Origin of the sequence: Grimontia sp. NTOU-MAR1, assembly GCF_035758505.1 — a bacterium.
In the GTDB taxonomy this organism is placed as follows: Bacteria; Pseudomonadota; Gammaproteobacteria; order Enterobacterales; family Vibrionaceae; genus Enterovibrio; species Enterovibrio marinus.
In genome coordinates, this window is the sequence record NZ_CP142108.1 from 2089401 (window position 1) to 2101765 (window position 12365).

Genomic DNA, 12365 nt, shown 5'->3' on the forward strand with positions numbered 1-12365 from the left:
ATCCTTCCCTAAGGCGTTCATGTTTGCGACGCTGTTTTTCAGCACCCCATCCTTTGCCGCTGGCATTGCCGTCCTCAATTTTGAGCTCGCAGACTTTACACAGATCGATGACAACACTGAAGAAGTCGTACGCACTGCCAGCCTTGCTCCTATGCTGCGTAAATCTTTGGCAGACGAACATGGTTACGCCACTGTTCAGGTTCCGCTAGAAGCCTATGAAAACGCCAACCAAGGCTTTGGTTATCTGTTTGAACATACAGACTCAGCCACTGAACTTGGAGAGAGCTTTGACGCTGACTGGATCGTCATCACCCGACTCCATAAACCCAGCTTCCTGTTTTCCTACCTGATTGTTCAGGTTGTCAACGTGAAAGCAAAGCTTGCATACCCTGAACTGATTGTGGAAATAAAAGGTCAGCAGAGTGAATTGAATCAACGGGGCATCGACAAGCTCGCTGAGAAAATTCACAGCCAGATAAAACAACTATCCCGAACATCATCCCCTTAACCTTCAGGCTTCAGAACTGGCGGTTAAACTCCAATCGCCAATCCCGTGTAGAACCGGCAATATCAGAGTCAGAGAAGTGACCAAATACTCTGACATTCTGACGTGGGTTGATTTGGTAACTGGCAGCCACTTCATGATACCAACCATCCATCGCACCTTTCATGTAGTGATTGTCGTTCAGGGTGTTGATATACATAGGGTTGTAGTTAAGCCAAATATCATCGGAGACCGTCAATTTGGCGTAAGTTCCTACCACAAGATAGGTAGATGGAATGGCATAGCCAACGCTGCCAATTGGCGTCTCCGTTCCCCTGATCTCTGCCGTGTCTGACACCGTCAAGCCGGCACCAGCCAAAGGGTATAACTGAAGTGCACCCATTGCTGGCAATGCGCGGATTTTACTGTATGAAGCTCTTCCCAAACTGCTGTCGAAATCCCAACTGATGTCAATCTGAGAGCCCCAACCTATCTGGGTATCAAGGCCAAAGTTACGGAAACGAACGGTATCAAAACTGTCATCACCACCAAGGTGTAAAAAATCCCCTGCCAGCCCTTTCAGCTCTATAATGTTCATCCCCATGGTGGTATCAATGCCGGTATCGTAGGTCATACCCAGTTTGAAGTTCAGACCATTATTCGTCACTCCAACACCAGCCTGCGTGTATACGGCCAACGGATCAGACATATCCTGCAGATCACTTTTTTCAGCATGCACCTGAAACGTGAGTCCAAAGGTAACCAAAGGAGTGAGTAACAAGCCTTGGCGGGTGGAGCTGAAGAAATGGTCGGAAGCGTCAAAGCCGCACTTGTTGGCACTACGGATAGCACAAGGGTTAATCATCATCTATCTCCATCGCAATCTGTGATTCATCTAATGGAGAGACATTACCGCCTTGACATATAATTAAAAATAAAGTCAATTTTAATAAAAATATAATCAATTGTTATGTGTTTACTATGACTAAACCAGACTTCAATTTGCTATCCGTTTTTCTCACTGTCTACGAACTTCGCTCGATAACCGCTGCGGCCGAATCACTCAATATGACACAACCGGGTGTCAGTACGGCGTTGAAACGTCTGAAGAAGCAAATTGGAGTGGAACTGTTTGTCCGGGAAGGAAGGGGAATTAGCCCCACGCATGCAGCTGTTCAACTAGCCAATGACATTCGTCCGGCCCTCGAGCAGATGTCCCGTGCCTTATTACACATTAATCATTTCACTCCCCAAACTGAGCGCACCTTTAACGTATTGGTTAACGAAGTGGCCTTGCAGTTACTGCACCCTAAAGTCGAAAAAAGTCTACTGTTCGAAAAGTGCCGAATCCAGTTTAATTCAGTCCCCCGAACAGAAAGCCGTTTGCTGGAAATGCTTAGTCTACAAAAGGCCGATCTCGCGATAGATGTGGGTAAAGTCAATGGACAATCGTTCCAGACACTGCCGCTTTTTAACGAGGAACTTCGCCTTATCTGCGCCAAAAGCCACCCTCGGATTGGTGACAAGATTTCAGCCACTCAGTATTATGCGGAGAAACACATCACGCTTCGGCTCAGACGCTCAAATCTGTTTGCAGCAGACTATTTTACAAAGGAAAACCTCAGTGAACGCATTATCAGCGCAGAGTGCGAGTCCCTCTCATCCATGATGGCGCTGGTCGGGGAAAGTGAATGTATTGGCATGACTGGTCATTTGTTCGCAGAAAAGCACGCTAAGCTCCACGACCTTAAAGTGCTTGAATCTCCCTTTACCGGCGAAAACATTGTTCATCAGTTAATTTGGCACAAACGTAACCAACACAGCCCGGCAAACCTGTGGCTGAGAAACGCACTTTGCGAATTAATTAAAGATTCGCCAGTCTAACTAGAAAATGGAACTGAGAACGTGAAGATGAAAGCCATGTTGATAGCCACCAGTTTGTTGATTATCGCCGGGTGTTCCGCCGATGTTGGCCGCGAAATGGCAGAAGATGAGTGTTACCAAATCCGTAACAATACTGATAGGGAACAATGCTTTAAAGACGTTGACCGCACGTTTAAAAATTACTGATTCATCACGATCAACAGTAAAAAAGCGATGCTAGATAGCATCGCTTTTTTCGTTCTGTTTGGACGTTAAATGCCCGCGCCGTCGCTCACGTCGTCTTCATGCAAACCACATTCGCGTTTCAGACCAAAGAAGCGGGTTTCTTCTTCTGTCATGCCGTCTTCCAGCTTGCGGGTGGTATGCACATCACCAACCGACACATAACCTTGATCCCACAATGGGTGATACGGCAGGTCATGCTCTCTCAGGTAGTAGTGCACGTCTTTGTTCGTCCAGTCGATGACTGGCAGAAACTTAAACACACCGTTCTGAATACCCAGAATAGGCAGAGTCTGGCGTGAACTTGACTGATCGCGGCGAAGGCCAGAAAACCAGGTACCCACATTCAGCTCATCCAGTGCACGGCGCATTGGCTCCACCTTGTTGAGGCGGTTGTAGCGCTCAATGCCTTCCACACCTTGCTCCCAAAGCTTACCGTATTGCGCTTCCTGCCATGCCGAGCTCTGCTCTGCACGGTAGACGCACAGTTCTAGTTTTAGGCGCTCAGTCAGTTCATTAATAAACTGGTAGGTTTCCGGGAACAGATAGCCTGTGTCGGTCAGAATAACCGGCGTGTCCGGTTTTTCCTGTGTCACCAGGTGCAGCATCACCGCCGCCTGAATACCAAAGCTTGATGACAGGGCGAACTCCCCCTGCAGGTTTTCCAACGCCCAGCGAACCCGCTCCTGCGCTGACATGCTTTCAAGCTCAGCATTGATTGGCGCCAGTTCTAAGATTTGCTCAGCCTTGGTGCGGCCAAGCAAATCGGACAGTTGAAATTTAGGCATAGAAATCCCTCTTAGAGACTTTCACTTCCGCAATAATGCCAGCGCGGATAACAAAATCACCGAAGCCTTCACCGTCGTTACGCTCGGTTGCCCAGCGGCCAACCAGTGCATCGATCTCTTCCAGGATCTGTGCGTCAGTAATGTTCTCTTTGTACATTTTAGGCACGCGGGTACCTTCACGGTTCCCACCTAGGTGCAGGTTGTATCGACCCGGCGCTTTACCCACCAGACCAATCTCTGCCAGCATGGCACGGCCACAACCGTTCGGACAGCCAGTGACACGGAAGATGATGTGGTCATCACCTACGCCGTGCTTCTCCAGCACGCCTTCAATCTCGGTCACAAAGCCTGGCAGGAAGCGCTCAGCTTCAGCCATCGCCAACGGACAGGTTGGGAAAGCCACACACGCCATCGAGTTCTTACGCTGCTCGCTTACACCGTCATCCATCAGGCCATGTTCACGGGCAATCTTCTCAATTTTCGCTTTGTTAGACTTAGACACACCCGCGATGATCAGGTTCTGGTTCGCGGTCATGCGGAAATCGCCTTTGTGGATTTTCGCAATCTCAGCCACACCGGTTTTCAGCGGCTTGCCTGGGTAGTCTAACAAGCGACCGTTTTCGATAAACAGAGCCAAGTGGTGCTTACCGTCGATGCCTTCAACCCAACCCAGACGGTCACCACGGTCAGTGAACTCGTACGGACGGCTTGCTTCGAACTTCACGTCTGCGCGCTTTTCCACTTCCGCTTTGAACACGTCAGTGCCAACACGATCCAGTGTGTACTTAGTCTTCGCGTTCTTACGGTTAGAACGGTTACCCCAATCGCGCTGTGTGGTCACAACGGCTGCCGCTACATCCAACGTTTTATCCAGCGGGATAAAGCCCAGATCGTCCGCTTTACGCGGATAAGTGCTGGTGTCACCGTGGGTCATTGCAAGGCCACCACCGACCAGTACGTTAAAACCAACCAGCTTGCCATTATCTGCAATCGCCACAAAGTTCAGGTCGTTTGCATGCACATCCACATCATTTTGCGGTGGGATCACGACAGTGGTTTTAAATTTACGTGGCAGATAGTTTGAGCCCAGGATAGGTTCTTCATCCTGATGTCCTTCTACCTTCTCACCGTCCAGCCAAATTTCCGCGTAAGCGCGGGTTTTCGGCAGCAGGTGTTCACTGATCTTGGCTGCCCACTCGTAGGCTTCCTGATGCAGCTCAGATTCCACAGGGTTTGTGGTACATAGTACGTTACGGTTCACGTCACCCGCTGTTGCAATGGAATCGATACCGATTTTGTTCAGCGTCTGATGCATCAGCTTGATGTTTGGCTTCAACACACCGTGGAACTGGAATGTCTGGCGCGTAGTCAAACGGATACTGCCGTACATAGTGTGCTCGGTCGCGAACTCATCAATCGCCAGCCACTGTTTCGGGGTGATGATGCCACCCGGCATACGGGCACGCAGCATCACATTGTGCAGCGGCTCCAACTTCTGCTTTTGACGCTCAGCGCGAATATCGCGGTCGTCCTGCTGATACATGCCGTGGAATCGGATCAGCTGGAAGTTGTCTGCGGTAAAACCACCTGTCACTGGATCAGACAGATCCTGCTCAATGGTGCCGCGAAGAAAATCACTTTCGCGCTTCAGACGTTCGTTATCTGACAATGGGCCTAGCTCTTGACCCAACACGACTTGCTTGTCACTCATTAATACACATCCTTTTGATAGCGCTTCGCCTTACGCAGTTCGTTCAAATAGTTTTCTGCGTCTTCTCGGCTCTTACCACCCTGCTCCTGGGCAACCGTAATCAATGCTTCATGAACGTCTTTGGCCATATAGGTCGCGTCACCACAGATGTATAGGTAAGCGCCGTCTTGCAGCCATTGCCATACTTCTTTGCCTTGCTCGACAATCTTATGCTGAACATATACTTTCTCAGCTTGATCGCGGCTAAAGGCTAGGTCGATTTTGCTCAGCAGGCCGTCTTTCAGGAATTTCTGCCACTCGACTTGATACAGGAAGTCTTGGGTGAAAGTACGGTCGCCAAAGAACAACCAGTTCTTACCTTCTGCGCCGCGGGCATCACGCTCTTGCATGAAAGCACGGAATGGCGCAATACCCGTACCTGGGCCGACCATGATGACAGGTGCATTGTCGTCTGCTGGCAGTTTGAAGTTGTTGTTGTGTTCGATGAACACTTTCACAGACTCTGCGTCTTCAGCACGCTGCGACAGGAAGCCTGATGCACCGCCAAAACGGGTGTTGTCACCGTTTTGGAACTCCACCAGACCCACGGTCAGGTGTACTTCTTCGCCCACTTCTTCCTGGCTTGAAGCAATCGAGTACAAACGAGGCGTCAGTTTACGAAGCAGGCCAGCCAGTTGCTCAGCGGTCAGCTTGGTTTTCTTCTCGCCCAGCACGTCAACCACTTGGGTGTTGTTGGCGTATTGGCGCAGTTTGTCTTTGTCTTCTGCGAGCTTTTGCAGTTTCTTGCTGCCAGAAAGTTCAGCAATCGCAGCCACTTGCTGCGGGTTCGCTGCGGTGATCTCGAACTTCTCGATCAGCGCTTGGCGCAGTGAAAGGGATTCACCCGCCACTTCAACCGTTTCATCACCCGTCAGGCCCACTTTCGCGAGGATTTCATCGGCAAGTTCAGGACTGTTGGTGTAGTAAACACCCAGCGCATCGCCCGGTTGGTAAGTCAGACCTGACTCACCCAGATCGATTTCGATATGGCGAACGTCTTTGCCTGAATCACGGCCAGTGATTTTCTGGTTTGCTACCAGCTCTGCCGCATAAGGGTTTTGCTTGTTATAGGCAGAAGCCGCACCTGCGGTGGTCGCTGCATGCAGTGGCACAACCACTTCATCTTCACCGCCACCAATGGTTTCTTTCACTTTCGCCAGGACGTCGCTGCTCCAGCTTTCTGCTTCTGCTTCGTAATCCACGTCGCAGTCAACACGCGGTGCGATAGCTTTCGCGCCCAGCTTAGACAGGTAAGTGTCGAAGTCTTTACCGGTTTGGCAGAAGAATTCGTAGCTTGAATCACCCAAGCCCAACACTGCGTATTGCAGTTTGTCGAGTTTCGGCGCTTTCTTTGATTGCAGGAATTCGTGCAGAGAAATCGCATTATCTGGCGGCTCGCCTTCACCGTTGGTCGACGCCACGATGATAAGGTGCGTTTCTTTCGCCAGATCACGCGGTTTGTAATCATCCGCTGAATACAGAGAAACCTCTACGCCATCTGCCTTGGCTTTTGCTTCCAAAGCTTCCGCCACGCCTTTTGCGTTGCCGGTTTGAGAGGCATAAATGATAGTCAGCTTACCCGCAGGTTTCGCCGCAGTGGCAACCGCTTGGGCAAGAGGTTGAGGGTTAGCACCCGCTGCCGCCGGAGTTTGGCTTAAACCCCAGAAATAACCGCTGATCCAAGCCAGCTGTTGTGGCGACAACTCTGCCACGGCCTGCTGCAGTTGGCCGATCTGCTGGTCATTAAGCGGACTCGCCAGCGCAGAAAGTTCCTTAAGTAACATGTCACGACATTCCTTTATTATTGCGTGAGCATAGATTAGCTATTCGCCGTAATAACTAGAAAGAATAGAAATGCATGTTTTATAACCTTGCGTTAGATCACATGGTCATATAGAAATGTATCGGATTCACTGACCAACTGAGATCTATGGGAATTCGCGGGTAAGGAGAAAACCGGAGTAACACTAGGTACAGTTCATAGAAAGCTTGGCAAAAGATATTTGCTAGAAAGGAACCTTACGGGTCAATCAAGCGTCGACGATTCGTACCTGATGAAAACCGACATCCAATGCGTTTTCCGTCGCCATATCGACGTCACCAAAGCATTGTTCAATACCGTTGCCATCTGTTAAAGGGACCAATCCACCACGGGCATGGCGAAATTCGACAATCCATCCATCACTGGACAGAGATGGCTCGACTACGGCCTCCACCAGCATTTGCTGAGAATAGAGATTACGAAGTTCTGATTTTGTCATCACGCTTTCCTGCTGCTTTGCCAAATCAAAGCGTTACGCCACCATTAACGTAACAATAACCACACGTTTCGTTAGGAAAAGCATAGACCCGCACAGTACGATGTGCCATAGCAGGATCTATCGATTGTGAAACGTCCCCATTCTAGAGTCTTTTGACCTTCGCTGGTCAACAGACCCGAACAGAAACAGGGTATGCTTGCTCACCCGCGAGGAGATGAACCATGGTCATTTTCAAACGCATCGGTGACACAGGTTTATGCATAACCAAATAGCCGCAATCACGTGCCTGATGCTGAAGCTCTTCACTGCGGTTTGCAGTCACAATCACCGTGGGCACCTTTTGCATACGCTGCTGATTGATGGATTTAGCCAATGACAACCCCGTCATATCATTGTCGAGATGAAAATCCACAATCAGGAGCTCTACCGGACTTTGCACCGTATCACAGCTGATTTGCAGCTCTTCAAGCGAACCGGCACTCGTCACTTCACAACCCCAGCGTTGCAGTAGTTCTTCCATCGCGCGGCAGATATTCGGGTCATTATCAATCACCCAAACCCGTGCTCCCTGAAGCACCACACTGTTATCAGAAACCAGCGATTCCACATTACGAAGGCTTTGTCTTTCGGGCCTACCATAAGGCACCAGTACAGAAAATCGCGAGCCTGAACCCGGTATAGAGTCGACCGTCACTGTATGACCTAACACGCTGGCAATTTTGTCGACAATCGCCAGCCCGAGACCAAGCTGGGTGTGGCTTTCATCCTGTTTGGCGGTAAGGCGTTTGAATTCCTGAAAAATCTCATTCTTTTTGTCTTCCGGAATACCGACACCAGTATCCAGCACTTCAATGCGAAGTCCCTCTTTACAGCGGCGACCGCCAAGCAGGATCTTTCCGCTTAGTGTGTAGCGGAGTGCGTTTGTCATCAAGTTGCGTACAATCCGGGCCAACAGCTGAGAGTCAGTGTAAACATACGCTGAGCTATGCACATAACGCACTTCTACACTGCTACCTTCCGCAGCATGGCTGAAATCATCAGCGATGTTATCGAGCAGGTCGCTCACCGGGAAAGATTGCTTATCAGCCCGCACCACACCAGCATCGAGTTTGGAAATATCCACCAGGGTGGTAATAAGGGATTCCACGTCTTCCAGAGAATGGGCCAGTGAACTCACCAGTTTTCTCGCCGAAGGCGACATACGGTGACTCAACAGAGAGCCGAGATAAAGCTGCGCAGCATTTAGCGGTTGCAGCAAGTCATGACTGATGGCAGCGAGGAACTTGGTTTTGGAGAGATTCGCCCGTTCGGCTTCTTTTTTGGTTTCCAGCAGACGCTCTTGAATGGCGCGACGCTCTTCCACTTCATCCTGAAGCTGATCGTTTAAGGTTTGAAGCTGTGCTGTCCGCTCCTGAACGCGAAGTTCCATGGTTTGGTAGGCTTGCTCCAACTCCTCTGCATTTTGTTTACGCTCTGTGATGTCCCAGTTAAGCACGAAAAGCCCAGTGATTTTTCCATTAGAGGCCTGATTTGGCACATAACTTTTTACAACATATCTCACATCGCCAGATGCGTTGTATTCTTCGATTTCAAACACCACAGACTCGCCATCCAGCGCGCGCTCGACATAAGGACGCAACGCTTCAAACGTCGATGAACGGCGGGAGACCGAAATATGTTTGCCTATCAGCTCACCACGTGGGAAGCCATACCATTCGTCGTAAGCACGGTTAGTGAACTGGTAGTGAAGATCATCGCCAACATAGGCAATCAGCGCGGGCACATTGTCAGTGATCAGCCTCAGCCACTGCTCGGTTTCGCGCAGCTCTTTGGCATCAAGATAACGCTGGGTGATGTCAGTGTATGTATTCACATAGCCCTGATCTTCCATGGCGTGGCTGCGCACTTCAATCACGCGGCCATCAGGCAGGGTTTGCACCCGTATCCCTTCCGGCGGACGTATACCGCCTCGGCCGATACGCCAAAGGGTCACAGGTGACTCTTCGGTCAAGGGTTCAATCTGCGCACCAATTAGTCGTGATTGCTCGAAACCACTCATATCGAGAAAACGCTGGTTAAACACCTGTACTTCACCGTTTTCGCTGACCATCAACACGCCCTGAGACAGGTTGTCTACCATGTTTTGCAGGATGCGGCTTTTCTCCGCCATTGCCGCTTCAAAGCGCGCAGTTTCAGCCAATTTTAGTTGGGTGATATCCGAGTAGAGCATGACCATGCCACCATCGCTGGTCTGGCGCTCTTTGATCTGCAACCAGCGGTCATTTTGCAACTTCAGTGTATGTCCATTCAGGTTTCCAGCCACTTCACGTACGATCAGACCACGGTCTTTGGCAAGTTGCTGGATTTTTTCAGGGGTCAGGGACGGCGTGTTGAGCGAGATGGCATTATCTTGCCAATATCGTTGGAAGCGGCTGTTGGAGTACACCAGCTCCCGGTTAGGATCGTAAAGAGCAAAACCGTCAGAGATAGATTCGATGGCATCGATAAAACGCTGATGGGCCAGCTCTGCTTGTTGGTTAGCCTGGGTCAACTGACGATTGGTGGATTCAATGGAATGCAGCGCATGGTTCAGCTCTTCGGTTTTTTCCCGCACCTGATCGGCAAGTACCACAGAATGCTGAAATGCTCCCCATGCATCAACCTGACCGCTGCCACCCTGCTCTGCCCGCTTTACCAGTGCTTCAATTATTTTCTTTTGGCGCGCGTTCTCTTCCTTCAACGCGGCAATTTGCTGTTCTAGCGACAAATCCTTTTCAGCCACTAATCACCCCGCCTTACGGTCGACTATCACCGGCATTTCCAGCGGTTGAGTAGGTGGTTTACCAATCATCACACCCGTCAGGGTCTGGTTCATATGAATGCCATTGAGCTGTTCACCATAGGTGTTAAAGCCAACAAAATTGAAACGACGAAACATCATTTTGGCCTTATCACGCATCAGCTTCTGCTCAATCTCGAGGCGGCGCAGGAAACAGTCACAGGCCAGTGTGAGTTCCGGTTCACCAATCCGTTCCTGAATCGCGCTAAGCTTGGTTTCCATGTCGGCAAACAGATCACCCGGACGCATGGCGGTCACCACAATGCCATCGTCTACGGCACAGTAGAAATCGAGGCTCAAATCTTCATTCACTTTCTGAATTGAGCGGACGTAATACTGATCGCCAATCAAGACCGCGAGGGGGTGAAGGGCATAGATTTCAGGCCGTAAATCTTCCAGCGAGATACCCGCTTCACGGGCATAGACTTCGGCGGCAGGCTCTGCATTGAACTCGTGAACCCGGCGAGCAGTACAATCGGCGTCCGTCACCACCAACTTACTATCAAGGCTCTGAATATGGTGGGTGGTAAAGACTTCGAACGGACAATGGGTATTGAACATCACCACGATGGCAGACTCGCTGTGAAACGCGCCTTCGCTATAAACATGGGTATTGGCAAGATTGACATCATCCCCTGCTGACCCGCCAAAGTGAGGCAAACGGCCAAGTGCGGTATCTAGAGTCACTAGAAAACGCTCTTCATTCGGCGAGAGACCATCAATCAGGGTTAAGACGAAAGTATTGGTGTTGATTGGGGCTTTGAGATCTTGCTGGCAGGCATCCATCAAATCACTGACACAAAGCTGTGCAGATTGTAGGTCGAAGCCATCAAGTGACACCCGCTGGCCACTGACCTTGAAGTCCCGTCTCGAAAAACCAAGCGCGCTGATGCTGCTCTTTGCATAGCCGGAGGGCATCAGTTCACCAGCAGTGGTGCACCCCATGACCTCACAGTGGGAAAACGCCTGCTTCATCTCCCGTCCGAGGGCATCCAAATCGTACGCGGCGGAACAGAAGAAAAGCACAAAGCCGATATCTTCATCATCAAGCTGCATCGCCAGTTCACGCGCAGCCTTGGTTGCGTCTATCTGGTACGTCGCCGCGCTAAAAATAGCGCGGTGCTGAATAGAGGTTTGAAGTGCTACCATGGGCTCTCCTGCTCACTTTTAAGACAACTTAACATGACACTTTTGGGGAGTGCATATGACTTAAGTTTAATCGCTCGCAGGTCGGAGTAACTTCATACTTAGGAAGGATTTTTACAAAATTGCAAACTTTGCATATCAAAAGTATCAAGAATGTGACACCCAGACCAACACAAATGGAATCAGGGTCACTACACTGAATAGCAAGCAAAACCTTAGGGAATAAGCGCCTTTTCATTGACTCCTCATCGGGTCATTTTTGATGTGACACGCGTCGGGATGGCGGTGTTTGCAGTATTAAAAAGGATTGAATCATGTACAAATTTCTCGTTGCAGACGACCACCCGCTGTTTCGTGATGCATTGATTGCGGTGATACGTGGTCGTTTCGAAGAGTGTGACATTCTGCAGTCGGAAGACATTGAACGTACACTGGATGTAGCTGAGAAAAACCCGGACCTTGACCTTATTCTTCTCGATCTGAATATGCCCGGTATGGCGGGACTCAAAGGGTTACTTGAGCTTCGAAACCAGCATCCCACTATCCCCGTCGCCATTATCTCTGCCGAAACCAACAAACAGATTATCCTGCAAACCATCGCCTATGGCGCGGTGGGCTTTATCGCCAAGAGTGCACCGCGTGAAAAGATGCGAGAAGCGTTCGAACAAATTCTGGATGGGCACGTTTATTTGCCTGCTGATATCATCCGTGCGGAAGGGGAAAGTGAAAACTCTCACCGCCGAAAAGAAGACCCTCAATTTTCACCGGAAATGCTCCATACACTGACACGCCGCCAATTGCTGGTCCTAAAGTCTATGGCGCAGGGTGCAGCCAATAAACAGATTGCATACGATCTGAATATTTCGGAAACCACAGTGAAGTCACACGTATCTGCGATATTAAAAAAGCTTGGCGTACACAATCGTATTCAGGCAGTGGTGGGCGTAACTAATATCGATTTTGACCGCTACCTTAAGCGATGAGATTCAGG

General features: G+C 50.0%; 11 protein-coding genes. 4 read left to right on the forward strand and 7 right to left on the reverse strand.

Annotated features, from left to right (window positions below; translation table 11 throughout):
* The first annotated feature begins 19 nt into the window (after window positions 1–19).
* On the forward strand, window positions 20–508 hold the full coding sequence (locus tag VP504_RS09430) for a DUF2380 domain-containing protein (protein ID WP_325890956.1): 489 nt from the start codon (window positions 20–22) through the stop codon (window positions 506–508).
* A gap of 10 nt (window positions 509–518) precedes the next feature.
* On the opposite strand, the gene VP504_RS09435 is transcribed toward VP504_RS09430, so the two are convergent.
* Entirely contained in the window at window positions 519–1352 is an 834-nt protein-coding gene (locus tag VP504_RS09435; protein ID WP_325890957.1) for a hypothetical protein, read from the reverse strand.
* Window positions 1353–1465: 113 nt separating this feature from the next.
* Here VP504_RS09435 and VP504_RS09440 point away from each other — a divergent pair, with 113 nt between their 5' ends.
* Together VP504_RS09440 and VP504_RS09445 are read left to right on the forward strand one after the other, a co-directional pair.
* Window positions 1466–2368 (forward strand): LysR family transcriptional regulator, encoded by a 903-nt coding sequence (locus tag VP504_RS09440; RefSeq protein WP_325890958.1) that lies wholly within the window; start codon window positions 1466–1468, stop codon window positions 2366–2368.
* 21 nt (window positions 2369–2389) lie between these two features.
* Window positions 2390–2554: a hypothetical protein gene (locus tag VP504_RS09445; RefSeq protein WP_325894097.1), complete on the forward strand. Its 165-nt coding sequence runs from the start codon at window positions 2390–2392 to the stop codon at window positions 2552–2554.
* Window positions 2555–2619: 65 nt separating this feature from the next.
* On the opposite strand, the gene VP504_RS09450 is transcribed toward VP504_RS09445, so the two are convergent.
* The 6 genes from VP504_RS09450 to nosP all read right to left on the reverse strand — a co-directional run bounded on the left by VP504_RS09450 (window position 2620) and on the right by nosP (window position 11377).
* Entirely contained in the window at window positions 2620–3378 is a 759-nt protein-coding gene (locus VP504_RS09450) for a phosphoadenylyl-sulfate reductase (RefSeq protein WP_325890959.1), read from the reverse strand.
* A complete protein-coding gene (gene cysI / locus VP504_RS09455) occupies window positions 3371–5089 on the reverse strand; it encodes an assimilatory sulfite reductase (NADPH) hemoprotein subunit (protein ID WP_046305652.1) in 1719 nt (572 codons plus the stop codon). Before cysI ends, VP504_RS09450 begins: the two co-directional genes overlap by 8 nt.
* The gene (locus VP504_RS09460; RefSeq protein WP_325890960.1) at window positions 5089–6912 is read right to left on the reverse strand and encodes an assimilatory sulfite reductase (NADPH) flavoprotein subunit; all 1824 of its coding nucleotides are present in this window, start codon (window positions 6910–6912) and stop codon (window positions 5089–5091) included. The genes cysI and VP504_RS09460 overlap by 1 nt, the downstream gene beginning before the upstream one ends.
* Window positions 6913–7158: 246 nt before the next feature.
* Window positions 7159–7389, reverse strand: coding sequence for a hypothetical protein (locus VP504_RS09465; protein ID WP_062710684.1), 231 nt, complete (start codon window positions 7387–7389; stop codon window positions 7159–7161).
* 166 nt (window positions 7390–7555) lie between these two features.
* The gene (locus VP504_RS09470; RefSeq protein WP_325890961.1) at window positions 7556–10171 is read right to left on the reverse strand and encodes a hybrid sensor histidine kinase/response regulator; all 2616 of its coding nucleotides are present in this window, start codon (window positions 10169–10171) and stop codon (window positions 7556–7558) included.
* Window positions 10172–10174: 3 nt separating this feature from the next.
* Window positions 10175–11377, reverse strand: a complete 1203-nt coding sequence (gene nosP, locus VP504_RS09475; RefSeq protein ID WP_325890962.1) for a nitric oxide-sensing protein NosP — start codon at window positions 11375–11377, stop codon at window positions 10175–10177.
* A gap of 311 nt (window positions 11378–11688) precedes the next feature.
* Between nosP and VP504_RS09480 the strand changes: the two genes are divergently transcribed.
* On the forward strand, window positions 11689–12357 hold the full coding sequence (locus tag VP504_RS09480) for a response regulator transcription factor (RefSeq protein ID WP_325890963.1): 669 nt from the start codon (window positions 11689–11691) through the stop codon (window positions 12355–12357).
* The last annotated feature ends 8 nt before the right edge of the window (window positions 12358–12365 follow it).